Origin of the sequence: Litorisediminicola beolgyonensis, from assembly GCF_042679605.1 — a bacterium.
In the GTDB taxonomy this organism is placed as follows: domain Bacteria; phylum Pseudomonadota; class Alphaproteobacteria; order Rhodobacterales; family Rhodobacteraceae; genus Litorisediminicola; species Litorisediminicola beolgyonensis.
This window is the reverse complement of sequence record NZ_JBHTMU010000051.1, coordinates 1-24445: the sequence shown is the minus strand read 5'-3', so window position 1 is coordinate 24445 and position 24445 is coordinate 1. Positions and strand designations below refer to the sequence as shown.

At 62.9% G+C, this 24445-nt stretch carries 23 protein-coding genes and 1 pseudogene; 10 read left to right on the top strand and 14 right to left on the bottom strand.

Annotation, left to right across the window (positions count from 1 at the left end; translation table 11 throughout):
* On the bottom strand, window positions 1-282 hold a 282-nt coding region (locus ACFQ4E_RS18690; protein WP_386806050.1), incomplete at its 3' end, for a DUF2793 domain-containing protein.
* A gap of 235 nt (window positions 283-517) precedes the next feature.
* Between ACFQ4E_RS18690 and ACFQ4E_RS18685 the strand changes: the two genes are divergently transcribed.
* Window positions 518-679, top strand: coding sequence for a hypothetical protein (locus ACFQ4E_RS18685; protein ID WP_386806049.1), 162 nt, complete (start codon window positions 518-520; stop codon window positions 677-679).
* Window positions 680-737: 58 nt separating this feature from the next.
* On the opposite strand, the gene ACFQ4E_RS18680 is transcribed toward ACFQ4E_RS18685, so the two are convergent.
* From ACFQ4E_RS18680 to ACFQ4E_RS18665, 4 genes are all read right to left on the bottom strand, one after another.
* The gene (locus tag ACFQ4E_RS18680; RefSeq protein WP_386806048.1) at window positions 738-1964 is read right to left on the bottom strand and encodes an FkbM family methyltransferase; all 1227 of its coding nucleotides are present in this window, start codon (window positions 1962-1964) and stop codon (window positions 738-740) included.
* Complete coding sequence (locus ACFQ4E_RS18675) at window positions 1961-2752, bottom strand: hypothetical protein (protein WP_386806047.1); 792 nt, start codon at window positions 2750-2752, stop codon at window positions 1961-1963. Before ACFQ4E_RS18675 ends, ACFQ4E_RS18680 begins: the two co-directional genes overlap by 4 nt.
* A gap of 142 nt (window positions 2753-2894) precedes the next feature.
* Window positions 2895-3917 carry a hypothetical protein gene (locus tag ACFQ4E_RS18670; protein ID WP_386806046.1) on the bottom strand — a complete coding sequence of 341 codons (1023 nt, stop codon included), beginning with the start codon at window positions 3915-3917 and terminating at the stop codon, window positions 2895-2897.
* A gap of 38 nt (window positions 3918-3955) precedes the next feature.
* Entirely contained in the window at window positions 3956-5371 is a 1416-nt protein-coding gene (locus tag ACFQ4E_RS18665) for a mannose-1-phosphate guanylyltransferase/mannose-6-phosphate isomerase (protein WP_386806045.1), read from the bottom strand.
* Window positions 5372-5455: 84 nt separating this feature from the next.
* On the opposite strand from ACFQ4E_RS18665, the gene ACFQ4E_RS18660 reads away from it, so the two are divergent.
* A complete protein-coding gene (locus tag ACFQ4E_RS18660; RefSeq protein ID WP_386806044.1) occupies window positions 5456-6121 on the top strand; it encodes a hypothetical protein in 666 nt (221 codons plus the stop codon).
* Here the strand turns inward: ACFQ4E_RS18660 and fcl are convergent.
* Window positions 6118-7080: a GDP-L-fucose synthase gene (gene fcl / locus ACFQ4E_RS18655; RefSeq protein WP_386806043.1), complete on the bottom strand. Its 963-nt coding sequence runs from the start codon at window positions 7078-7080 to the stop codon at window positions 6118-6120. The two genes, ACFQ4E_RS18660 and fcl, sit on opposite strands and share 4 nt — an antisense overlap.
* A gap of 175 nt (window positions 7081-7255) precedes the next feature.
* Between fcl and ACFQ4E_RS18650 the strand changes: the two genes are divergently transcribed.
* From ACFQ4E_RS18650 to ACFQ4E_RS18630, 5 genes are read left to right on the top strand one after another with little or no spacing between them, the layout of a single operon-like run.
* Entirely contained in the window at window positions 7256-7744 is a 489-nt protein-coding gene (locus ACFQ4E_RS18650) for a hypothetical protein (RefSeq protein ID WP_386806042.1), read from the top strand.
* A complete protein-coding gene (locus ACFQ4E_RS18645; protein ID WP_386806041.1) occupies window positions 7741-10635 on the top strand; it encodes a hypothetical protein in 2895 nt (964 codons plus the stop codon). The genes ACFQ4E_RS18650 and ACFQ4E_RS18645 overlap by 4 nt, the downstream gene beginning before the upstream one ends.
* Window positions 10636-10654: 19 nt before the next feature.
* Window positions 10655-12427, top strand: a complete 1773-nt coding sequence (locus ACFQ4E_RS18640) for a WcbI family polysaccharide biosynthesis putative acetyltransferase (protein WP_386806040.1) — start codon at window positions 10655-10657, stop codon at window positions 12425-12427.
* 43 nt (window positions 12428-12470) lie between these two features.
* On the top strand, window positions 12471-13595 hold the full coding sequence (gene gmd, locus ACFQ4E_RS18635) for a GDP-mannose 4,6-dehydratase (RefSeq protein WP_386806039.1): 1125 nt from the start codon (window positions 12471-12473) through the stop codon (window positions 13593-13595).
* On the top strand, window positions 13592-14095 hold the full coding sequence (locus ACFQ4E_RS18630) for a hypothetical protein (RefSeq protein ID WP_386806038.1): 504 nt from the start codon (window positions 13592-13594) through the stop codon (window positions 14093-14095). Before gmd ends, ACFQ4E_RS18630 begins: the two co-directional genes overlap by 4 nt.
* Before the next feature lie 13 nt (window positions 14096-14108).
* On the opposite strand, the gene ACFQ4E_RS18625 is transcribed toward ACFQ4E_RS18630, so the two are convergent.
* From ACFQ4E_RS18625 to ACFQ4E_RS18595, 7 genes are all read right to left on the bottom strand, one after another.
* The gene (locus ACFQ4E_RS18625) at window positions 14109-15008 is read right to left on the bottom strand and encodes a hypothetical protein (protein ID WP_386806037.1); all 900 of its coding nucleotides are present in this window, start codon (window positions 15006-15008) and stop codon (window positions 14109-14111) included.
* 131 nt (window positions 15009-15139) lie between these two features.
* Window positions 15140-16138: a hypothetical protein gene (locus tag ACFQ4E_RS18620; protein ID WP_386806036.1), complete on the bottom strand. Its 999-nt coding sequence runs from the start codon at window positions 16136-16138 to the stop codon at window positions 15140-15142.
* The gene (locus tag ACFQ4E_RS18615; protein ID WP_386806035.1) at window positions 16135-17109 is read right to left on the bottom strand and encodes a glycosyltransferase family 2 protein; all 975 of its coding nucleotides are present in this window, start codon (window positions 17107-17109) and stop codon (window positions 16135-16137) included. Before ACFQ4E_RS18615 ends, ACFQ4E_RS18620 begins: the two co-directional genes overlap by 4 nt.
* Entirely contained in the window at window positions 17106-17657 is a 552-nt protein-coding gene (locus ACFQ4E_RS18610) for a hypothetical protein (protein ID WP_386806034.1), read from the bottom strand. Before ACFQ4E_RS18610 ends, ACFQ4E_RS18615 begins: the two co-directional genes overlap by 4 nt.
* 835 nt (window positions 17658-18492) lie before the next feature.
* Window positions 18493-19323: a 3-deoxy-8-phosphooctulonate synthase gene (kdsA, locus tag ACFQ4E_RS18605; protein WP_386806033.1), complete on the bottom strand. Its 831-nt coding sequence runs from the start codon at window positions 19321-19323 to the stop codon at window positions 18493-18495.
* The gene (locus ACFQ4E_RS18600; RefSeq protein WP_386806032.1) at window positions 19320-20111 is read right to left on the bottom strand and encodes a 3-deoxy-manno-octulosonate cytidylyltransferase; all 792 of its coding nucleotides are present in this window, start codon (window positions 20109-20111) and stop codon (window positions 19320-19322) included. The genes kdsA and ACFQ4E_RS18600 overlap by 4 nt, the downstream gene beginning before the upstream one ends.
* Window positions 20108-21061 (bottom strand): KpsF/GutQ family sugar-phosphate isomerase, encoded by a 954-nt coding sequence (locus tag ACFQ4E_RS18595; RefSeq protein ID WP_386806051.1) that lies wholly within the window; start codon window positions 21059-21061, stop codon window positions 20108-20110. Before ACFQ4E_RS18595 ends, ACFQ4E_RS18600 begins: the two co-directional genes overlap by 4 nt.
* Window positions 21062-21199: 138 nt before the next feature.
* Between ACFQ4E_RS18595 and galE the strand changes: the two genes are divergently transcribed.
* Complete coding sequence (galE, locus tag ACFQ4E_RS18590) at window positions 21200-22192, top strand: UDP-glucose 4-epimerase GalE (RefSeq protein ID WP_386806031.1); 993 nt, start codon at window positions 21200-21202, stop codon at window positions 22190-22192.
* A 133-nt stretch (window positions 22193-22325) separates the two neighbouring features.
* Here galE and ACFQ4E_RS18585 read toward each other — a convergent pair whose 3' ends face one another.
* Window positions 22326-22595 carry a hypothetical protein gene (locus ACFQ4E_RS18585; RefSeq protein WP_386806030.1) on the bottom strand — a complete coding sequence of 90 codons (270 nt, stop codon included), beginning with the start codon at window positions 22593-22595 and terminating at the stop codon, window positions 22326-22328.
* A 263-nt stretch (window positions 22596-22858) separates the two neighbouring features.
* Here ACFQ4E_RS18585 and ACFQ4E_RS18580 point away from each other — a divergent pair, with 263 nt between their 5' ends.
* Both ACFQ4E_RS18580 and ACFQ4E_RS18575 read left to right on the top strand, forming a co-directional pair.
* Entirely contained in the window at window positions 22859-24181 is a 1323-nt protein-coding gene (locus ACFQ4E_RS18580; RefSeq protein ID WP_386806029.1) for a UDP-glucose dehydrogenase family protein, read from the top strand.
* A gap of 24 nt (window positions 24182-24205) precedes the next feature.
* Window positions 24206-24445: pseudogene (locus ACFQ4E_RS18575) on the top strand (phosphomannomutase); the annotation flags it as partial.

Here is a 24445-nt window from a genome sequence, read left to right as displayed (position 1 = left end):
CCCCTGCCAGCCCGGGCGCGGCTCGATGAAGGCCCAGGCGCCGTCCTGCCAGGCGGCGATCACGCCCTCCGCCTGGCCCGCCCAGGCATCGGTCGCGCCGGGCCCGGTCACATAGGCCCGACCCTCCTCGGGCAGGGCGGGGGGCGCGGCGCGCCCCACTTCCTCGAAGACGAGCTGCACCAGCGCATCGAGCCGCCGCAGCGCCTCGTTCACGGTGACATGCTTCTGCGCCTGTGCGGGCGCGAGATAGGGCAGGGCGAGGGCGGGCGAGGTCTCGGACATGGGGCGCGGTCTCCGGAAGGACGGGTCACGCGCGAGACTGCCCGCAAGGGATGAAGGCCGGATGAGCGCTGCGCGCGGTGGGGGATGCTCGCCATTGCGCCAGGGCTCTCTTTTCTCCTGGCCCCCGGAAACCGAAATAGAGACTGGAAACAGCGACCGCATGGGGCCAGAAATCAACCGATGGATTCTTCTACTGGCTGGAGAAGAACCAGGTCTCGGATCAGCGGGTGGCGGGATGAGTGACGTCGAAGAGATTGCGCTCCTGCGTGCGCGCCTGGCCCGCGCTCAAGAGCTTCTTGAGGCGGAATGCCGCGCGCGACAGGCGCTCGAACTGGAACTGGTCAGGGCGCGGGAGCGGATCACAGCGCTCGAGGCCCGGATGCTCGGTGACGACTAGATCCGGCAAGCTTTTCTGGGGCGGGATGGCGAACGTCCGTGCGTCAGAGGCTGTGATGTTAGGTCTTTTCTGCCGGATCGCGGATATACCAATCGTCCCATTGCATCTCGATACAGCGATAGCCCTGCGCCTCCAGAAGCGCTCGGATCTGTTCGCGCATCGGAGCAAAATTATGCTCGACCGTCAGCATGCGGATATCCCAGTCCTCGAACGGGAAGGCCGAGAGGATCTCGTATTCGCTGCCCTCAGTATCGATGCTGAGATAGTCGATCCGGCGCGGCGCGTCGTGCTGCCGTAGGAAATCGTCGAGAGAGACCGTCGTCAGGGTCAGTGTGTCCCCCCGTGCGGCATAGGCCTCGCGCTTGTCCTTGTGCATGTCAGCATCGGCATATTCCGCGAAGCCGCCATACTCGTTGGCGAGGATGAACTCGACTTCTCGCCCGGTTTCTCCGCTGATGCAGGATTGGCTGACGGTGCAGCGACGGTTGCGGCGCAGCTGTTCGAAGTAGGTCGGGTTCGGTTCGGCACAGAGACCGGACCAGCCAAATCCGTTTTCGAGAAGATAGGTGTTGGACAGCAGGATGCCGTTGGTAGCGCCGAACTCGACAAAAAAACCGTCGCGCTTGAACCCCGACTGTTCCAACACCCAGATGTCTTGGCCAAGCTGGGACACCGAATGCGCTTCGGCATAGGCCGCGGGGTCTTCGGTCTCTCTCGGGTGCGCGGTGCCGATTTGATTGCGCTGCAGGGCTAGCGACAATTCATGCGACACCTGGGTCAGGCCGCTTTCGAGAATGGTCAGCAACGTGTCGCTCGGGACGTCGCGGGCACGCTCCGCTTTAACGCCGTTTCCGAGCACCTGAACCGTTTCGGGGAACAACCCCATGCGCGCCATCTCGGCAATGCGGCGTAGGAAACCGGAGCGGTCTCGTCGGCCCGAGACCAAGAGCGGCGGCAAGCTGCGTTCAAAGAAGCTCTCGGCCTCGCTATCCCGTCCGAGGCTGGCCGATATCCGCCCGCAGGTGTTGCGCAGACCGGCATGCAGAACCTGCCGGACGAGTTGGGGCTTGGCCCCCCAATCGAGCGCCTGGTCCAGCCAGAGCGTGGTCTGGTAGCTGTCGGCGCTGTGGAAATGCGCTGCTGCGACAAGAAGGGCGGCATCCCGGCGCTCAGGCAGATCGACGATCTCGGCCAGGCGCGTACGGCGGAGGATATCCCAATCGCCCCGTTCCCAGAGCGCCTGAAGCGCCTCGAAGCTTTGATTGCTGTTTGTACTGTCGGTCATGACAGGCGTACCTCAAGATCATCAATGATATCGAGTTGATCCGCGAGGCGCGCCAACTCGCGCTCAAGGAGGCGCGCGGTGGCGGTGTCACGTTCTGCCGTCACTGTGGCGATTTGGGTTCGGGCGCCTTCCAGCTCCTGGTTGAGACGGTTCACTTGTTCGCTCAATGCGTCGCGTTCCGCCGTGAGCGGCTGCAGCCGAGACAAGGATGTCTGGCACTCGGAGAGTTGCGCTTTGGCCTGTTCGATCTCTGCGAGCGCATTGTCACGCTCGGTTTGACACTCCTTGATATGTCGCTCAAGGCGCGTTGTCCGGTTCTTCCCGAAACGCACCAGGGGAAGGTCCGGATCGTTTCTGTCCCAAGCCAATGGTTGGAACTCATGCTCGGCAAGGTGAGCTTCCAAGGTCGGACCGTCCGCGGCATTCTCGAAAAGCTGCACGGTCGGCAGAGTCAGGCAGATCTCGGCGAAGCACTCCAGAGCGCTGGCTTCTGCCAACGCGGCGATAAACATCTCCTCGTCTCCGGCCATGTCAAGAAGCAGAAGTCCGTCGGTCTCCGGCAGGCGGATCCGATCGAGCAGTGTGCGGGCGTCGAGGGTTGGGACCTCCAGCACCGCCACGTCCTTGAGCCCGGGAAAAATTTCGGTCAGCCCAGAAGGCGCGTTCCGTCCCGAGAAGCGGGAGATCGTGCGGCGCGTGAACGACGCTGTTCCGCCGGTATCGGTGACCGCCGCCTCAATGAGCATGACCCGCGGATCGTCTGCGTAGCGCGGCTGGAGCGCGGCCATACGCATTGGATCTGGCTCGACGAGGACGACACGATCCGTCCCCGTGGCGAGACAGGCCTCCAATGCGGCACTCTCCCCGCAACCGAGTGCCAGGATGGTCGACGGGGGCGTGGGTAGGCTCCCCAAAAGCACTGTCCAGGGATCAGTCATTCCGGGAGCCACGCAACAGGCGTCCGACCCCACGCAGCGGTGCCATGAGCCGATAGGAACGTGAGTTCCGCACGCGGGCGAGGTCCTCTCTCAACCCGTGGGCCTCTGCGGCGAGCGCCGCGAGATGATCGTTTTTCAGGGCAAGCTTGTCGGCTTTCAGGGCAGTCTCCTGCTGAAGCGCGGCAAGCTGGGCTTCGTAGCTTTTCAGACCCTCGGACATCTGGGAAACTCTCTGCTGGAGAGTCTCATGTTGGGTTTCGAACGTGGTAAGCTCTTCACCCATCACGGCGATCTGGCGCTGGAGCAGATCGCGCTCTCCACTGATGTCGCTTACTTGCCGGGTCAGACGGTCCCGCTCATCCCGCGCATGAGCGTCGAGATCATTTAGCTGTTTCGTATAATTATCGAGTTGGGCTTCGGCCTCGGCAAGCCGGTTTTGCGCCTGCTCGAGCTCACGTCTATCTTGCTCAGCTCTATCCTGCTCAGCATGTTGCCTGTTGCGCAGCTCCTCAAGCGCGGTCTCAAGAAAGGCTGAGGGGCTCTCTTGCCCAGCACTTGGATCTCCCGCTTCGATCTCTGTCAAAAGTGCAGAAGCCGTCGCGTCTAGCTTGAGCGCCGCCTGCCCCAGAAGGATCAAGACAGGATCCATTTCTGGCAGAGCCGCGCTTTCGACGGCCGCCTCGGGAAGCGAGACGTCGCGCAGGGCGTCCTTGAGACCAGTGTGCATCCCGGCAACCGATCGGAGAGCACATTGGCGTCGATTCCGTCGCTGAACTTCCAATAAGGCGCGGATGCGCTGGGTCCAGTTCTGCACGGCCTCGTCCAGGGAACCCTCTTGGGCAATCGTCTCCGCTAGAAGGGAGGCCGGATCGTAGAGCGCCAGAACTCTTGCGCTCTTGTCCGCGGCAAGGAACGGTCCGACCTCGTCCGTCGAAACAATCCGGACAGAGGCGGCCTTGGCCTTTTCGGCGAGAGCACGCGCACTGGGGCTGTGGTCATGCCAGATCGCTGTCACTGACTATCCAATCTTGTTCAAACCCTCGGCTGTCGCGCTCACTCCCGCGCGTAGACATCCTCGTAGCGGATGATGTCGTCCTCGCCCAGATAGGAGCCGGTCTGCACCTCGATCAGCACCATCGGCACCTTGCCAGGGTTCTCCATCCGGTGGACCGCGCCGAGCGGGATGTAGACCGACTGGTTTTCGGTCACCAGCCGCACGTCCTCGTTCACCGTCACCCGCGCCGTGCCCGAGACCACGATCCAGTGCTCCGAGCGGTGGTGATGGCTTTGCAGCGACAGGGCCGCGCCGGGATGGACCACGATGCGCTTGACCTGGAAGCGCTCGCCGATGACGAGGCTCTCGAACCAGCCCCAGGGCCGGTGATCCTTGGGGAAGCTTTCCGCCTGGCGGGCGCGCTTCTCCTTCAGCGCCGCGACGGCGCGCTTGACCTCCTGCGCCCGCGACCGGTCCGCCACCAGCACCGCGTCGGGCATCGCGACCGCGATGACGTTCTCGAGCCCGATCCCGACCAGTTCCAGCCCTTCGTCCTCGGAGCGCAGCAGCGTGTCGCGGCACTCGATCGCAGTCGCAGCGCCCCCGAGCGCCACCCCGGCCTCGTCGGGCACGCTTTCGCGCCAGACCGCGTCCCAGCCGCCGAGATCGGACCAGCCGCCCGAGAACGGCACCGCCGAGAGGTTCTCGGCCGGCTCCATCACGGCGTAATCGATCGAGATGTCCTCGGCCCCGGACCAGGCCGCGGGATCGAGCCGGAGAAAGCCCAGGTCCTGACGCGCCTCGGTGACCGCCGCTCCGACCGGGCCCAAGAGCTGCGGCGCATGTGCGCGAAACGCCTCGAGGATGGTGGCCACCGAAAACAGGAAGATGCCCGCGTTCCACAGATGCGTGCCCGAGGCGACCATCTCGGCGGCACGTTCGGAATCGGGCTTCTCCACGAAGCGGGAGAGTGGAACCGGCCCGGCGCCCTCGGGCGCGGAGGCCAGTTCGAGATAGCCGTAGCCGGTTTCGGCATGGGTCGGCGTGATGCCGAAAGTGACGATCCGGCCGGCGCGCGCCGGCGTCTCGCCCTCGGCCACCGCGGCGCGGAAGGCGGCGGCGTCGGGGACGACGTGATCCGAGGGCGCGACCAGCATCAGCGCATCCGGGTTCTGGCTTTCGAGCCAGAGCGCGGCGGCGAGGATCGCGGGCGCGGTGTTGCGCCCCTCGGGCTCGATCAGCACCGCGCCGGGATCGATCCCCGCGGCGGCCAGCTGCTCGGTGACGATGAAGCGGAACTCCGCGTTGGTCAGGATCACCGGCGCCGCGAAACTCTCGCCCGAGAGCCTGCGCGCCGAGGCCTGAAAGAGTGTCTCCTCGCCCAGGAGGGGTGCAAACTGCTTTGGGTAGGATTTGCGCGAAAGCGGCCAGAGCCGTGTGCCGGAGCCGCCGCAAAGGAGAATGGGGGTGATCATGGAACCGCCCTGTCATAAAACGCCTGCGGGCGGCGGTATCGCAGCGGGTGAACTAGGGCAACCCTTGAGACAAGGATAGGCGGAATGCGAAATGATAGTGATGCACAGCCGGGGACCGATCTTGAAGGTTTTGCGTCACCTCGTATCGTTCTGGTTGCAGGGGTGCCGCGCTCCGGGAGCACCTGGGTGTTCAACGCGGCGCGCCTCGCCGCCAGAGCTGGCGGCCTAGAGACTTACGCGACCTGGATCGGGGATTATGACCCTGCCCGGCGGATGGCGCTGCATGTGGTCAAAGCTCATCGGCCAGACGATATTGATTTCGAGCCCGATATCGTCCTGACCACATGGCGCGATCGTGCAGAATGTATTGCATCTCTGGTTCGAATGAATTGGCTGAAATATGAGCGGGAGGCGATAGGCCGCGTCTGGAAATATCACGATTCCCTTTACGAATACTGGGATGCCCGCAGCCGACTTGAGACGCCTTACGATATGATCGGGTCGAGGCCCGATCTCGCGGTTCGCGGAATTGCGGGGGTACTTGGCTTAGATTTGGCGTCTGAACAATGCAGGATGATCGCCGCGGCCTTGCAGGACCTGCGCGCACCAGCGTCCGGCTCCTACGATCCGGTGACACTGCTCCATCCGCGCCATCGAAATCGTCCCGGGAGCTCCGAACCTGGGCCCGAGGACATACGCAGGCTGATTGGCGGCGACAATCTGGGACGAGGTGCGGGATCTGCAGGTTAGCGGGCGCGCAGGCTGTTCCGTTCCTGCCCGAGAAACCATTGGTACGTTTCGCGGATTCCGGCCTCTAGAGGGGTCGACGCTGTCCACCCCAGACGCGCAAGTCGACTGACATCCATCAGCTTGCGGGGGGTCCCGTCGGGTTTAGAGGCATCGAAGGTCAGGCGCCCCTCATACCGCACCACATGGGCGATGGTCTCGGCCAGTTCGCGGATGGTCACATCTGTTCCAGAGCCCACATTGATATGGCTCAGCATCGGATCGGTTTCGCGTTCGTAAACGTCCTGCGATAGGTCCATCACGAAGAGTGAGGCCTCGGCCATGTCATCGACATGCAGGAATTCCCGCCTTGGCGTCCCCGAGCCCCAGATGACAACCTCCGGCAGTCCCTGCTCGCGTGCCTCGTGGAAGCGCCTCAGAAGCGCGGGCAGCACATGGCTGTTCTCGGGATGGAAGTTGTCTCCCGGTCCGTAGAGATTGGTGGGCATGACCGAGCGGTAGTTGCGTCCGTATTGCCGATTATAGCTCTCGCAAAGCTTGATCGCGGCAATTTTTGCGATCGCATAGGGCTCGTTGGTGGGCTCCAGCGGCCCCGTAAGGAGGGCGGCCTCGGTCATCGGTTGCGGTGCGAGTTTTGGGTAGATGCAGGAGGAGCCCAGTTGGAGCAAATCCTGCACGCCTGCGACATGGGCTTCGTGTATGACATTGGTCGCGATCACCAGGTTGTCGCGGATGAACTCGGCCGGATAGCTGTTATTGGCCAAGATGCCGCCGACCTTGGCCGCTGCGAGAACAACCGCATCGGGCCGCTCGGCGGCCATGAAGTCGCGCACGGCGGATTGGTTGGTTAGATCGAGTTCCGAGGAGCTGCGGGTGATCAGCTCTACCTCGCCGCGGGCCTTCAAGCGCCGCAAGAGAGCGCCGCCGACCATACCGCGATGACCTGCAATGTAGATGCGCATGTGACCGGCTTTCATGATGCGAAAGGATGTGCCGTTGGCCTTTTCCGGCCTTGCGCCGCCGATTGCAACAGGGTGGGCTTGCGCTTGTCGGGGCAAGTATGATTTTGGGAGCCCCGAATGAGGGTCTGGATCGGTTCTTTGAGCTTAGGTCCATAGTTTCTTCCAAGGGGGCTCGATGGCCGAGCGCGGAACCGGTTTCTGGCACAAGATTTCCTCAGTCCATGACTGTGCCAGAGCCAAGGAGATCGACACGGCGCAAGACTGGCTCGATGCGGCGGTTTCTAGCCTGTCGGAGGCGGAGGAGACCCATCGCGCACGTTTCGAACTGGTAATCGAGTTGGGGCGCTTTTACGGGCTGCACGTTTCGGCTCTGGCCGATGATCCTCGAAAAGCGCCGGCACAACCCGTCACGCCAGAAAATGAAATGGACCTGGAGCGCGCCCTCAGACGCGACCCCTCGCAGGCCGACCTATGGGTTACGTTAGCCGCGATCAACCGCCGCCAAGGAAGCGATGCTCGCGCACATCTCTTGCTGCGGCGTACCTGTGCTTCGCACTTTTTGGAAGCATGCGGCGAGGCGCAGCAGATGCTCGCATCTTGGATCGCGGAGACTTATGGCTTGGGCTCAGATACCGCTGAGGTGGCAGGGACCGAAATCGCATGATTCATATAGTCACGACGATCGGCGCATTGCACGAGGCAGACCGGCTACCGATCGCGAACGCGCTACGCCGCAATCTTTCTCTACCGGGCGTGTCACGCATCGTTGTGCTTTCGGAAGCTGATGCGGGCTGGCTTCGCGAGATTGATGACAGCGGACAGCTTGCGGTGGAGCACATCTCTGCACGGCCGACGTTTGGCGATCTCATTGCCCAAGCCAATGCTGAATTATCCTTGGGCGCGCAGGCTGTTTGCATCTGTAATTCTGATATCAGTTTAGCTTCGCAAGATGATGCGTCGCAAATCGTCGATCTTCTCTCCATCCTGAATGCCGACGGAGGCAATCCGGCGGTACTGGCGCTGACTCGGCACGAATTTAATAATAACAAGGCTGAACTTACTCTCTATCACGATGAAAATGGCTTGCCCAACACGATCTCGACAGACCTTTGGGCCTTCTCCTCTCCGCTCAAGGTCTCGCGCAACCTGTTCTACCCCCTCAGCGAGATGAACAGCGATATGATGCTGATCCATGATTTGGTCTCGAGCGGACACCGGTTGTTCAATCCTTGCCTCGATATCATCGCTTTGCATCACGAAGAGACGAAACAAGAGTCATTCTACAACGCGCTGAACGCGCGTGAATCTACGAAGTCGCTACTTTATCGACATGCCTGTCAAAATCACATTGACCCCTGGAATTACTTTGGTGTGCCTTGGACGCGTTCAGACTGGCTGCGCGTCGGTTACCGGCCGTCGCCAAACAGCACCCATGGTCGGCAGATGCTCTTGGCGGTTCCAAAAGTGGCTGAAGTCCGCTTGGCCTCCGAAATCGCGGATCTTGCTGTGCTTAGCCAGAAGCTGGATCTGGAGATCCAGATCCTGACAGATTTCGATCCGGATATGCTGGTCCGCCAGCACGCCACGACCCTTGCAGCTGCGCCGCGAATGTGGTTCGCCCGTCCCCGCAATGGAGTGCTAAATGCTCGCCGAGCCTTTTTGGAAGGCGCGCAATCCAATTTCGAGCGTGTGGCATTCGTCAGCGATCCAGCCCGCATAGATGAGACGTTGCTGGCTGCCTCGGACGCGGTCTTTGTCACTCTGCATCCTGCCCCCTTGCCGCAGGTTCCGCCACGCTTCGGCTGTACGTTGGTCACCTCGGTCTTCCGCTCCGACCGGTTCATCGCCGGGTTTCTAGCCAATTGCCGGGACTTGCGTGGCTATGACCGGATGATCGAGCATGTGTTCTTAGTATCCAACCTCTCGGCAACGGAACTGGACTGTTTTGACTCCCTTCTGAAGCAGAAATGTAATGCCTTGATAATATGGCATAAAAAGGACCCTGGACTTTACGAATGTTGGAACATTGGCATCCGCGTCGCTCGGACTGATTACGTGTCCAACGCTAATGTCGATGATCTGCGCGATCCAGACCATGTGGTGGCGTTGGTACAAGATCTGGAGACACATCCGGATTGCTACGTCGCAGCAACGGCCCTGAATCCATTTACCGAGTTCCCCGCCGAAGGTACCCTCCCCGAGGATCGTTCGGCATGGTATTCTGATCAAGCTGGGCGCTTCGGGTTTTTCGACATCGCCCTTTTGTCAGAGACCGAGCCACCAAAGCTTGTAGCTCACAATATGCCCCATTGCATGCCGGTTTGGCGCCGGGAGCTTCACATGCGGTTTGGCTGGTTCGATGAAGATCGATACGGTACATATGCCGACTGGGCTTTCTGGTTGAAGGTACTGCAATTCGGCGGTCAAGGATGGATGAATGAGCGACCACTAGGATTTTATTTTGTCAATCCGACCTCGCACAATCGGCGCGGTACCGACCTTGAGCGGCTACACAATGTCGTTGAGGAGGATTTCGTAGAGACATTCGTTGCCCGCCGCGATCGGCGCCCCCCGGTGCAACCGTCATTGTCGGGACAGCCCCGCAAGCTCATCCTCCATGGAAAGAACAGTGATTTTGGTCAACACCGGAACAGTTTCAATTCGCTCATCCATGCGCTCGCCCCGCTAGAACGGGCCGTGGACGATAAAGATGGGGTTCTCTTTATACCATTTTTGGAACGTCAATTCGTTTGGGGAACTAACGTTGGCGAAGCGGGGTCTATCGAACCAGCTCCGATTGAAAGACCTTGGATCGGTATCCTGCACGTGCCCTTTGAAGCCCCGGACTGGTTTAATCCCGCAATTCATCCAGAAAACTTTATGGCGAGCGAACTATTTCAACGCTCACGTCATTCGTGTCGCGGCATTCTAACCTTGGCGCGAGATCTGGAAGCCGATCTGCGGCAATATGATCCCGATCTGCCTACACTTTCAGTCCTTCATCCCACCAGTCTCGACGTATGTCCTTTCGATCTTCACGCCTACAGAGCGAATCCGACAGTTGTCCAGGTTGGTGATTGGCTTCGCAGGTTGCAGGCAATCCATCGTCTGCGTGCGATCGGCCATAAGCGGGTCATGCTGCTCAAGCATTTGACCTCCACCTATCTGGACACTGAAATTGCGATCTTCGGCGATCACCGAGATCCCGCTGTAGAGATGGTCGATTATATCTCAAACGACAATTACGATTCACTGCTTTCGTCTGCTGCAGTGCTGTGCCTACTGTATGGAACAGCGGCGAATAATGTTGTCATCGAGTGCATCGCCCGTGCCACGCCGATTCTGATCAACCCGCTGCCCGCCGTGGTTGAGTATCTGGGTCGCAATTATCCACTTTATGTCGCCGATGAAGCAGAGGCAGACGAGGCCTTGGCTCAGCCCGAGAGCATTGAAGCTGCGCATACCTACCTGCTGAAGCGTCGCAACGAGATTGACCTATCATATGCAAGGTTCTGCCGTGACGTTGCGGCGTCCAACCTGTATGCGACGCTATGAACAAGGAAAGAACCGCTCTATGCCACAGTTGGTTGCTTCGACAAACAGGCGCATTCTCGTTCTGGCGAATTGCACGCATCATAGCATCGCTCTTGCGCTGCGTTCGTCGGGGATGTTTGGCACTGTGCAGTCTGCGGAACTCTACAGCATGTCAAAGGAAGAGCGCAGCCGACTGTCCGAAAAGCTAGATCAATTCGACGCGATAGTGACAATTGAGCACGCTGAATGGGCAGGCCCTTTGGCGACTCAAATGCTGCGCGAGCGCTTGGGTGATCGGCTGCTAATCCTGCCAACCCCTTTCTTTTCAGGTCTGACGCCAGACATGGTCTACCTGAACTACCAATCCGAAATCGCGCGCTCTACAGCCGTTCTAGGCGATTATCACAGCGCGTTAGTGTTGGCGGATGTGCAATCGGGGTTAAGCGTAGACGAAACGACGCAGCGTTACGCAAGCGGAACGACATTTGAACAGCTTGATGTAAAGGCAGTATGGCAAGCCAGCTTAAATGAATTGAAAGTGCGCGAGGCGAGTTGTGATATAACGCTAAGTGATTTTATAGAAAGAGCGACTGCTGATGGCTCGATTTCCGAGCAATTCTTATCTTTCAATCATCCAGCCGAAGGCTTGATATCTCATATTGCAAGACAAGCAATTTTTCGACTGACAGGGCAAGCTGTTGATGGCGTTTTGATAACGCCCGCTCAGCATAATCTCTATGCGGACGCCTATTGGCCTATGCATGCGGCGGTCGCTGAAATTCTTGGTTTGCCGCGGCCTACGAAAAACCGCTTCAAGCAGCCGAAGCGTATGGGTGAAGCATTCCTAAACATTGAAGATTTTGCTCGACTGAGTGCCGAATTCTTCTTAAAGGATCGAGCTCCAGAAGGGTTCTCAATAGTTACTCCACACTATGTTCAAAACAACTTGAAAACTATCGATACGCCAAGTGTGCGGAAAGTGGAAAATTCCCAGAGGAGCTCTGATAGACATCAAATGAAAACGAGTAAGGTCAAACGCAATATGACCACTGATCCACAACAGCTTATAATGACGCATCTTGGTCGCAGCGGTTCGACTGTTTTGGCCCAGCTTCTTAAAAGCCACTCACGCATCACCTGGTTGGATGAATATTTTTCTTTAAAGTGGATCCGAGACAAGTCGACGTATAATTTCACGCGCGAGCAGATGTCGAAAATGATCGCGGAGGAGGTTGCCAAGATTCGTGAAGGTCAGCCTAATGAGATTGTTGGGCATGAAATCAAGCTTATGAATTTCCTTCAAAACCCCAGCTGTAATCTGATCGATTACGCCAAGGCTTACACTGATCCTGCGCAATATCGTCACGTTGTTTTGCGTCGTCGTAACGTGCTTAAGCGGATTTGCAGCGTTCACAAGGCTGCGCAGACTAAGACCTATCACCTATCCGGTGACGATATGACTTACAGGACTAAAACTTTTAAGCTTGATTTCAAGAATCTTGTTGATTTTGACACAGGTCAACGCGCAGCGACCTTTCCAGAGTTGATTGATAAGGCACTTGAACGCGAAGATCAGTATTTACGGAATTTTCACAGCGTCGGTATCCGCTATCTAGAGCTTTGGTATGAAGATGATATCTCTGAGGATCCAACCCAAGCCTATCGCAAAGTTCTTAATTTCCTAGGTCTTGACTTTCAGCCTGCCTCGCCGCGTCTTTCCAAGACCGGTGGTAGCCTGAAAAATGAACTAAGTAATTACGACATCCTAGAAGACCAAATGCGTGGAACGCGCTACGAATGGATGCTTGACTGACGAAAAGCCAAAGCACTCTCGAACCTTCAAATATGTAGGCCTCATGAAGAAAGCTCTCATCACAGGGATTACCGGCCAGGACGGCTCCTACCTCGCCGAGTTTCTGCTGGAAAAAGGCTACGAGGTGCATGGCATCAAGCGCCGCGCCTCGTCCTTCAACACCCAGCGGATCGACCATGTCTACCAGGATCCGCACGAAACGCGGCCCAAGCTCAAGCTGCACTATGGTGATCTGACCGATACCTCGAACCTGACGCGCATTCTCAGCGAGGTGCGCCCCGATGAGGTCTACAATCTCGGGGCCCAGAGCCATGTCGCGGTGAGCTTCGAAGCCCCGGAATACACCGCCGATGTCGACGCGATCGGAACCCTTCGCCTGCTCGAGGCGATCCGGTTTCTCGGGATGGAGAAGACCACTAGGTTCTACCAGGCGTCTACCTCGGAGCTTTACGGTCTGGTGCAGGAAATTCCCCAGCGCGAAACCACGCCGTTTCATCCGCGGTCGCCCTATGCGGTTGCCAAGATGTATGCCTATTGGATTTGCGTGAACTACCGCGAAGCCTACGGAATGTATGCCTGCAACGGGATTCTCTTCAATCACGAGAGCCCGCGTCGGGGTGAGACCTTCGTCACGCGCAAGATCACTCGTGGGCTCGCGAATATCGCTCAGGGGCATGAAGACTGTCTCTACATGGGCAATATCGATGCCTTGCGCGACTGGGGCCATGCCAAGGACTACGTGCGGATGCAGTGGATGATGCTCCAGCAGGAAACGCCACAGGATTTCGTCATCGCCACGGGGCAGCAATACTCCGTGCGCGAGTTCATTACCTGGGCAGCCTCGGACCTCGGAATAAGCTTGGCGTTTTCCGGTGAAGGCGTCGAGGAAATCGGCACCGTCACGTCTGTCGAGGGCGATTTCGCTCCCGCTGTGCGGCCGGGCGACGTGATCGTGCGGATCGACCCGCGCTATTTCCGACCGGCCGAGGTCGAGACGCTTCTGGGCGATCCCTCCAAGGCCAAATCGGAACTGGGCTGGGAGCCTGAGATCACCGCCCGCGAGATGTGCTCCGAGATGGTTGCTGCCGACCTCTCGGTCGCGCAGCGCCACGCGCTGTTGCTGACGCATGGCTATGACGTGCCGATCTCGTTGGAGGATGAGCGGTGAGCGACGGCCGCACCTACATGTTGAAAACTCTCTCCGGTCTGCGGCCAATGTCAGATCTCTACGGGCATACCAATCTGTTCGAAGATTTCTGGCTCTCTGCGGATCCTCAGAGCCGTGCGCGGTTTTCGGTGGCTCCGACAGACCGGGGCATGCGTCTGGAACTGGCTGACGGTGATACGGCGCGCTGGGTCTGCCTGGCCTGGCGCGAACCGGTCGATCGCTGGCGTGGGGCCGGACGTTTCGGTTTTCATATCCACGCACGGTCTGAGGGCTTCTTCGCCTGTCATCCGAGCTTCCGCCATGTCCGTCCGGCTGGCCACGAGGATGTCTTTACCCCGCACCATCTGCTCTTTACCGGCGGAGAGCAGGAGATGACGGCGGAGATCCCGGTCGATTCGGCTCGACTCGAGACCGCCCAGCGGATCGAAGTGACGTTGTTTCTTCACACCGATCACTTCAAAGCGGAGTTTCTGAACCTGGCGTCTGTCCGGCTGGACTGAGCTCAGCCTGCTTTCACGCCGCTTCGAGCGTTTGCGCGAGCGCCCGGGGCAGGGCGGCGCCAAGTCTGGCGCGCTCCTCCTGCCAATGTGCGTCTGTTGTGAGGAGCGCTCGCAACCGCTCTTGAGTGGCCCGGTAGGCCTCAAAGACTGTCATCGAGAAGTCCTGGGACAGGACCTTGTCCCGCGCCTCTTCCGGAGAGAGGCCAAAAAGGTTGATCCAGCTCTCGCTGGGCAGGTCGAGCTGGTGCAGCCGATGTCCGGGAGAGGCATAATACAGCGGCAACCCGCCGCAGGCGAAAGCGTCGAAGAGCTTTTCCGTCAGATAGAGCGGTTGGTGCGTGTTCTCGAGTGCGCCGATGATGCGGGCCCGTCCATCGAGGATCACCAGCTTGTCGATATGCCAATCCGGTGCGGCTTGACGCCTCTGGCCGCCATGCCAGCTTCGGCCGAGCCGTTCGGTGATCTCGTCCGGGCACGCGATCGCAAGTTCGGTGCGCCAGGCACAGAGCCCGGTCAGGTCGCCTTCCGGCCAGTGGCGATGATGATGCGGTTCGGGACGGCGCTCGAACATGAAGCTGATGCCGACGGTCCGCGCTTCGAAATCCGCGCGCCACGCGGCCGCGCTCCGCGCCGCGTTTCGGGCGAAGCGGGCCGCATAGGCATTGGCGAAGCGGTGATCGGTGAGGACGTAATACGGAATGTGTTCAAAGGCGAAGAGATCCGGGCAGGTTTGATGACTGAGCTGGAGGACAGGAAGCGCGCCATACTCGGTCTCGACGATGATCTGCCGGTCGAGCGGGCGCGCCCCCCAGATCGTATCCCAGAAGGGTTCTTCCGACAGAAGGACGACAGGGCGGCGACGCAGCCGCCAGTCTTCGACCACCGCGCGGGAGGCCTGATTGATATCGAGCACATGCGCGAAGACATAAAGATCGGCCTCTTCGGGACGCGACACCAAAGCGATCTTGCCTTCGAAGAGCGGCGCGAGAGCGGGGTAACTGAGCGGCGTGCGGCGAATATGGGCGCCGCTGGCAAAGACCCGGATCATCCGTTCCAGAGCCGCGCGTAGAGTTCGTCGAAATAATCCGGCCCCGGCAATGCGGCTTCGAGATGAAGCTGTTGCTTTGCAAGGCCCGTGGCGAGCGCATCGCTGATCGCCCGGCCGCGGCAGCTGGCATGCCATGCCAGAAAGGCCCGCGTGTCCGCCGGGGATCCGGCCTGAATGATGCGAAGAAGCTCCGACGTCGGACCCTGCCCGTTGGCGGCGTCCGGCGCTACGTCCAGAAGGGCGCGCGCTGCGGCGCAAAGCGCCTCGATCCGCCTCGGGTCGGCCCAGCAGAGCGCCGCATCACAGCGCGAGATCAGCGCTTCTGCCGGGACCACCTCGTCGGTCAGATGCCGCGCGGTGTAGAAGAGCGCCTCCGGAGCGGTGCAGGAGGGTAGGGGTGGCGCCAGGAGAGGGGTCGCCACATACACAGCATGCCGAGCCGTCGCGAGTATGGTGTCCCAGTTGGACCAGAGCGTGTCGAACCCGCCCTCCGACCAGTCCTTGAGCCACGCTGCGTCGCAGGCATGGACCAGCCGCGCGGGGTTTGGCGTCAACGCCTGCATCGACGCGGCCGTGGTGACGCTTTCGACCGTGTCCGGTGCAGCCACAGTGGCCAGACCGTGTCCCAGGGAAAAGCTCAGCGCGGCGACCACTAGGTCGGGAGCATCCCCCGCAAGAGACTGCCGCAGCTCCGCGACGCCTTGCGGCACAACCCGCTCTTCGGGCGTGAACCATAGCCCGAACCCGGCTCCTTCGGCCCGAAGCAGTGCCGCGGGCTGTCGTGGAGCGGCAGCATCGAGTCGGATGAGAGAGACATCACATTGCGCGCTCTCCCGCGCGGCGAAGGACTCAAGCCGGGCCAGCGTGCCGTCTTCCGACCCGAAATCGGCCAGGAGCACTCGGTCGCCGGGTCGGATCGCGGTCGCAAGTCGTTGCAGCGCGCCCGTCAAGTTTGCCACGTCGTTTCGGCACAGCATCAGAAAAGTCAGGGTCATGCTGCACGTGTCCTTGCCATCAAATCCGCCAGGCGCAAGGCCAGGATGGGGTCGGACACGGCAAGCGCGTGGTAGCGCCGCGCATCCAGATGACAGGTGAGAAACTCTCTGATCCCGTGCTCGAATGCGGCCAGTGTCTCGGGATCAATGCGGCTCCGCGCCCAGTCGAACAGCCCTGCCGAGAACCGAAAGAAGGCAAGCCAGAGCGGCTCGGCAGCCGCGCCTGCCGTCTCCAGGCGCGCGGCAGCGGCGGCGAGCGCTTTGAAGAGGCAAAGTCGGTCGCGCCCCCGGCGATCCGTGAGCCGCGCGCCGTCCTCGGGCACGCGATGCAGCGCGCAAACCCTGTTCGAGACCAGGATGCGGTCCGCAGCGGCAAAGGAGCCCCAATGCAGCTCGATATCGTTATGGACCGGGATCTCGGTGCAGCGCAGATCATGCGCGCGTAGAAAATCGGTCCGGTAAATCTTGTTCCAAGGGTAGTTCGCGGTCTCGGCCAAATGGGCGTGCGCTGCGCGGGATGGCTCCTGCAACAGGCCGAAGCTACAGTCGGCCAGTCGCCAGAGTGCGTCATCGACAGGCAACTGTCCCCAGCCCCCGCCGATCGCGACCCGGCTGTCGGCATGGCGAAACAGACAGAAATCAAAGACCTCGCGGGCCACCGCGCGCCAAAGCCGCGCGATCTCTTCTGTCAGCGCATCGTCGGCATCGAAGAACAGCACGTGACTGGTGCGGACACGCTCCAGCGCGCGGTTGCGGGCGTGACCCGCCCCGCGGGCAGTCCGTTCGCGCAAAAGCTCGACGCCCGCCCCGCAGGGCAATCGCCGTGGAAGGTCCGGTTTCTCCCGCGAACCGTCATCGGACACGATCACATGGTCGAAGATCTCAAGCGCATTGGCCTGGTTCAGCAGGTGACGCAAGCTCGGCACGTCATCGTGCACGGGAATGGCGAGAGTCAGTCCGGGAGCACTCATACCAGGAAGACGCGCAGATCCGCGATCGAGAGGCGGAACGTCTCGGTCGGCAGAAAGATCACCAACTGCCGCCAAGGTGCGGTGACCGGCAGCCGGTCTCGATAGGGCAGAGCCAGCGCGTCGAGATGGGTGCTTTCCTCGGGATGCAGAAGGATGTGCTTGTCGAAGAAGCAGTCCTCGAAGCCTTCCGGCGTGCCGGAACGCAGGCATGCCCTGAGGAGGATCATCTCCGGCGCGACGCCACGCAGGGCGAAGCCCAGAACGCCCATCTCGGAGAGATCGCCTGCATGAAAGTCGAGATGCAGCGCGATCCAGTCCCCGGGACCGGACATCTCTGCATCGACTTCGAGCAGACGGCCTTCGGGTGAACCGTACCGCCCGGACAGTCCTAGCGCCGGATCTGAATTGAGCATGAACCCGGGCGCGATGCGAGTCTTGGAGGACAACGTACCGTCACGGCTCTGACCGGACACGAGCGCGAGCAGATGATTGGCCTGGCCGTCCGGACCCAAGGCGATGCTGCCGGAGTTGCGGCGGTTCCAGAACATGGCGGGACCCTAAAAACTGAGCGTTCACCCGGTTGGTAGAGCGGACGTCGCGAGATGTCTATTCCCTAGAAAACTACATAATTTTCATTATGAGAGATATAAGGCTCAATAGGAGTGACCGATCCGACCCGCCCGCAATGGACAGGCCACCCTTGCCAGTTGGCGCAGGAGAGGCGCGGGCGCGCGAGACCGGAATCGTGGTGGCATATCTGCCCGGTCGCCGCGCCGCGTAGCTGGTCGCATCTCGCGCCGTGGCCGCGCGTCCTAGTGGGTGCAGCTCTGGCGCATCCCGCGCGGTTTCTCGGCCTCCTGGTCGCGCGGTTTCTCGGTATCGAGCGAGGCGCCGTTACCTCGCATCATGGGACATTTTGCATGATGCGCGGTCGAACATGATGCGACACATGCAAGCGCTTGGATTCATTGGGGAATGTGGGACTGGTCGCATGATGCGCCGTGTCACATGATGTAGCAAAACGCTGTAAGTGACGGAAAACATTAGTCTTTTGGCTTCGGGTCCTTCCGGTGGGTCGCGGCGTCAGGCGGGGGCACGGAACCCCGTTTGGTGCGCAATCTCAGATTGGCTTCAGGAAGACTGGAATGGGCTCTTGGTCGGTGCGCACGGTCCCGTCCAGCATAAACTAGGGAATCTGCCATCATGCGCTTCACGCCATGATGCTCGGTGAGCCATCATGTGATCGTCGGCATCAGAGCCGTATTGGATGCAGGAAAAAGAGCCGCGCGCGGCCCGCGGAACGGGAACCCCGCTTTCATCTGTCCCGAAATATCCCGGAGAGCACGAGAGGCAGCGTCTCTCGTCGGCGCCAGGGGCGCCGCTCTATCTCTTGGTCAGCCGGTCGATCGCCGCGAGGCCCTGGAGGAGGGCGCCGAGGCGGTCGATCTCGACCATGTTGGGGCCGTCGGAGGGGGCGGTGTCGGGGCTCTCGTGGGTCTCGATGAAGACCGCCGCGCAGCCCACCGCGACGGCGGCGCGGGCCAGGGGCTCGACGAACTCGCGCTGCCCGCCCGAGGACGCGCCCTGCCCGCCGGGCAGTTGCACCGAATGGGTGGCGTCGAAGACCACCGGGTAGCCGGTCCGCGCCATGATCGGCAACGCGCGCATGTCCGAGACCAGCATGTTGTAGCCGAAGCTCGCGCCGCGCTCGCAAAGCATCACCCGCTCGTTGCCGGTCGAGGCGATCTTGGCGGCCACGTTCTCCATGTCCCAGGGCGCCAGGAACTGGCCCTTCTTGACGTTGATCGCGGCACCGGTCTCGCCCGCCGCCAGGAGAAGATCGGTCTGGCGCGACAGAAAGGCCGGGATCTGCAGGATGTCGACCACCTCGGCCACCGGCGCGCAGTGATCGGGCGCGTGCACATCGGTGAGAACCGGCACGCCGAACTCGGCGCGGATCGTCGAGAGGATCGAGAGCCCCTCCTCCATGCCGAGGCCGCGCTTGCCCGAGAGCGAGGAGCGGTTGGCCTTGTCGTAGCTCGACTTGAAGACCCAAGCCATGCCCGCCGCCTCGGCGGCCTCGGCGATCCGACCCGCGAGCATGCGGGCGTGATCGAGGCTCTCGAGCTGGCAGGGCCCGGCGATCAGCATCAGGGGCCGGTCGTTCCCGACCTGTATACTGCCGATATTCACGGCCTTCGTTTCCGACGTCATGCGATCCCCTCCCGTTCCAGCACCGCCTCGATCCGCGCCACGTCGACGGGGTTGTTCAGCTCCCAGAAGACCCGGCCGCGGGCCTCGACCGGCACGCAGGCGACCTCCCAGCCGTTCTCGAGAAAACGCAGCTGTTCGAGCCCCTCGGCGCGCTCCAAGGGCCCCTCGTCCCAGGCGGCATAGGCGGCCAGCGCCGCGGGCCGGTAGGCGTAGATGCCGACATGGTGCCAGACCACCGGCGGGCTTTCGAGCTTGCCGACATAGGGCAGCACTTCCTTGGAGAAATAGAGCGCGGTGCCGTCTCCGCGCATCACCGCGGTGGTGCCGCCGACCCGGCCGGCATGGCGGTCGGAGATGAAATTGGCCAGCGTCGCGGGTTCGGTCAGCAGCACGGGCGTCGCCATCTGCGCCTCGGGCTTGGCGCGCATCGCGGCGATCAGCGCCTCGACGAACCAGGGCGGGGTGAGCGGCGCGTCGCCCTGCAGGTTGACCACCAGCTCCGGCGCGCGGTCGAGCTGCGCCAGCCCCTCGGCGCAGCGCTCGGTGCCGTTGCGCGCGGCGCTGCTGGTCATCAGCACCTCGGCGCCGAAGCCCTGCGCCGCGTCGCGGATGCGGTCGTCATCGGTCAGGACGCAGACCCGCTCGACGCCCTCGGCGGCCATCGCCGCCTCCCAGCTGCGCTGGATCAGGCTCTTGGCCTCGCCGGTGGCGCCGCGAAGCTCGACGAGCGGCTTGCCGGGATAGCGGGTCGAGGCGTAGCGGGCGGGGATGAAGACGGTGACGCTCATGCCACGCCCGCCCGGAGCGCGTCATGGATATGGACGAGCCCTTTCAGGCGTCCTCCCGCATCCACCGCGAAGATGGTGGTGATCTTTCTCTCGTTCATCAGTCCCAAGGCCTCCACCAGCAGGATATCGGGCGAGACGGTGAGCGGCGAGCGGGTCGCGACCTCGCCCGCGCGGCGCTCCATCAGCCCGTCGAGATTGCGGCGCAGGTCGCCGTCGGTGATGACGCCCTCGAGCCGGTCGCCCGCGACCACCGCGACGGTGCCGAAGCCCTTGCGGCTCATCTCGAGAAGCGTGTCGCCCATCGCCGTCTCGGGGCCGACCCGGGGGATCTCCTCGCCCACATGCATCACCGCGCCCACGGTCAGGAGCTGCGCGCCGAGCGTGCCGCCGGGATGGAAGTCGCGGAACTGGGCGCTGTCGAAGCCCCGCGCCTCCATCAGCGCCACCGCGAGCGCGTCGCCCAGGGCCAGCGTGCAGGTGGTCGAGGTGGTGGGCGCGAGCCTGAGCGCGCAGGCCTCTGGCGCGTCGGGCAGGAGCAGCACGTGATCGGCCTGGCCCGCGAGCGTCGAGCCGGGATTGCGGGTGATCGCCACCATCGGCACCCGGAAGCGGCGGGTATGGGCGATGATGTCGGCAAGCTCGCGGGTCTCGCCGGAGTTCGAGATCAGGATCACCGCGTCGTCGCCGGTGATCATGCCGAGATCGCCATGGCTCGCCTCGCCGGGATGCACGAACTGCGCCGGGCTGCCGGTCGAGGCCAGGGTGGCGGCGATCTTGGCGCCGACATGGCCGGATTTGCCCATGCCCGAGACCACGATCCGGCCGCGGACGCCCAGGAGCCGGGCCACCACCGCGTCGATCTCGGGTCCGAGCGTCTCGCCCATCTGCCAGAGCGCGGCGGCCTCGGTGGCGAGCACCTGTCTCGCGGTCTCCTGCGCCGAGAGCGTCATCCGGGGGGGCCTTTCCAAGGGGCGGTTCCCTCCCTCTTAGGCAAGCGGGCGGGCGGTGCCAAGCCGGGCGCTTCCGGGTGGCGCCCGGCCGTGCTAGGGCGCGGTCCCAAGAGCAACAGGCATCGGGAGACGGGGCAGATGGGCGAGACGCGGCATGTGCTGGTGACGGGGGGCGCGGGCTATATCGGCAGCCATGCCTGCAAGGCGCTGAAGGCGGCGGGCTTCGTGCCGGTCACCTATGACAACCTCTCGACCGGCTGGCGGCAGGCGGTGAAGTTCGGGCCCCTGGTCGAGGGCGGGCTCGAGGACCGCGCCGCGCTGGACCGGGCCTTCGCCGAGTACCGCCCCGAGGCGGTCATGCATTTCGCCGCCCTCTCCCAGGTCGGCGAGGCGATGTCCGAGCCGGGCCGCTACTGGCGCAACAATGTCGCGGGCTCGCTGACGCTCCTGGAGGCGATGGTGGCGGCGGGCTGCCGGCGGATGGTCTTCTCCTCGACCTGCGCAACCTATGGCGAGCATGACAACGTGGTGCTCGACGAGACCACGCCGCAGGAGCCGCTCAACGCCTATGGCGCGTCGAAGCGGGCGATCGAGGACATGCTGCGGGATTTCGGCGCGGCGCACGGGCTCGAGGCGGTGATCTTCCGCTATTTCAACGTGGCGGGCGCCGATCCCGAGGCCGAGGTCGGCGAGTTCCACCGCCCCGAGACGCATCTCATCCCGGTGATGCTCGAGGCGATCGAGGGCAAGCGCGCGGCGCTGACCATCCATGGCAGCGATTACGACACGCCCGACGGCACCTGCATCCGCGACTACGTGCATGTCTGCGACCTGGTCGACGCGCATGTGCTGGGGGTGAACTGGCTTCTGGAGGGCAAGGGCAGCCGGGTCTTCAACCTCGGCACCGGGCGCGGCTTCTCGGTCCGCGAGGTGATCGACGCCTCGCGCGCGGTGACCAACCGCGAGGTGCCGCATTCCGAGGGCCCGCGCCGGGCGGGCGACGCCACCAAGCTCGTCTCGGGCTCGACCCGCGCGGTCGAGGAGCTGGGCTGGACGCCCCGGCACTCCACGCTGGCCACGATGATCGCCGACGCCTGGCGCTGGCAGCAGAGCGGGTCCTACACGGAATAGGTCGGCGCGCCGGGAAGGCGCGCCCCTTGCGGGCCGCGCCTTGCGAGAGGCGCCGCCCGGTGCGGGTCGGGGGCGCACGCAAAAAGAGGCCGCGGCGGGCGCGACCTCTTCGGATGCGGGACGGGTCCCGGGATCAGGCTGTCTGGTCGGCCTCGGCCTCGGGTTCGGCCTCCGAGGCGCGACCGGCGAGGAAGGCGCGGGCGGCGGCGCGGGGGTTCTTGACCTCGCCCGCGGCGATGGCCTCGAGGATGCGGATGGCAAGCTTGCCGTGCATCCGCGCGGCGCGGGGGCCGTTCTGGCCTCCGGCGATCTTGGCGGCGCGGCGGCGGACCTGCTTGGCGTTCAGCGAGCGCGGGCCGGCGGCCGTTCCGGTTTCGGGGGTCTCAGTGTCGGTGTCGCTCATGGGATACTCGCTTTGTGACGTATCGCGTCGATGGCCGTCCGGCGCCTGCCGGGCGGAGTGACCTCTGGCCGCGCGCGCCTGCCGCGCGGGGGCTGTCACCGACCGCAAACGATAGACACCGCCGACACCGCCGTCGAGAGCCCGCGCGGGCGGAGCCGCCGTTTTCCCGCTGCCGGTGTCCGTCCCGCCGCGCCCAGCCCGCGTTGACAGCCCCTGTCCCAGACCGCATGACATCTGCCACAGGCACCATCAGGGAGACGCCCATGAAAATCGCGATGATCGGCACCGGCTATGTGGGGCTCGTCTCGGGCGTCTGTTTCTCGGATTTCGGCCATGACGTGGTTTGCGTCGACAAGGACCCGCGCAAGATCGAGATGCTGGAAGCGGGCAAGGTGCCGATCTACGAGCCGGGGCTCGACACGCTCATGGCGCGCAACGTGGAAGCCGGGCGGCTCTCCTTCACCCGCGACATCAAGACCGCCGTGGACGGGGCCGACGCGGTCTTCATCGCGGTGGGGACGCCGACGCGGCGCGGCGACGGGCATGCCGACCTGACCTATGTGATGGCCGCCGCCGAGGAGATCGCCCGGGCCGCCGACCACTATATCGTCATCGTCACCAAATCGACCGTGCCGGTGGGCACCAACGCGGCGGTGCGCGAGACCGTGGCGCGGGCCAATCCGGACCTCGCGTTTGACGTCGCCTCGAACCCCGAGTTCCTGCGCGAGGGCGCGGCGATCGACGATTTCATGAAACCCGACCGGGTCGTGGTCGGCGTCGAGAGCGACCGCGCGGCGGAGGTGATGCAGGCGATCTACCGCCCGCTCTACCTGCGCGACTTCCCCATCGTGATCACCGATCTCGCCTCGGCCGAGATGATCAAATACGCCGCCAACGCCTTTCTCGCGACCAAGATCACCTTCATCAACGAGATCGCCGCGCTCTGCGAGAAGGTCGGCGCCGACGTCAAGCAGGTCTCCAAGGGGATGGGGCTCGACGGGCGCATCGGCAAGACCTTCCTGCATGCGGGTCCGGGCTATGGCGGCTCGTGTTTTCCCAAGGATACCAAGGCGCTGGCCCGGATCGGGCAGGATCACGCCAGCCCCGTCTCGATCGTCGAGACGGTGATCAAGGTCAACGAGGACACCAAGCGGCGGATGATCGACAAGCTGATGGATCTCGCCGGTGGCAGCGTCAACGGCAAGACCGTCGCGGTGCTCGGCGTGACCTTCAAGCCCAATACCGACGACATGCGCGACGCGCCCTCGCTGACCATCGTGCCGGCGCTCGTCGGCGGCGGCGCCACGGTGCGGGTGGTCGACCCGCAGGGCAAGCGCGAGGGCGAGGCGCTCCTGCCCGGCGCGGCCTGGCACGACGACCCCTATGCGGCCGCGGAGGGCGCTGACCTTCTGGTCATCCTGACCGAGTGGAACGAGTTCCGCGCCCTCGACCTCAGGCGTCTCGCGGGCGCGATGGCGGAGCCCCGGCTCGCCGATCTGCGCAATATCTATTCCTCCGAGGCCGCGCATGAGGCGGGCTTCACCGCCTATGACAGCATCGGGCGCGCGGGTTTTCCCGCCGCCTGAGACCCTGACCCGAGGAGACCTGCCATGGCCCCGAAATTCGGCACATCGGGCCTGCGCGGCCTCGTCACCGAGCTGACGCCCGCGCTGGTCGCGGATCACGTGGCGGGCTTTCTCGCCGCCTGCGAGACCGGCGGCGCGGTCTGGGTCGGGCGCGACCTGCGCCCCTCTTCGCCGGAGATCGCCGAGCAGGTGATCGCCACCTGCCGCGGGCGCGGCGTGGACGTGGTGGATGCGGGCGTGCTGCCGACCCCGGCGCTGGCGCTC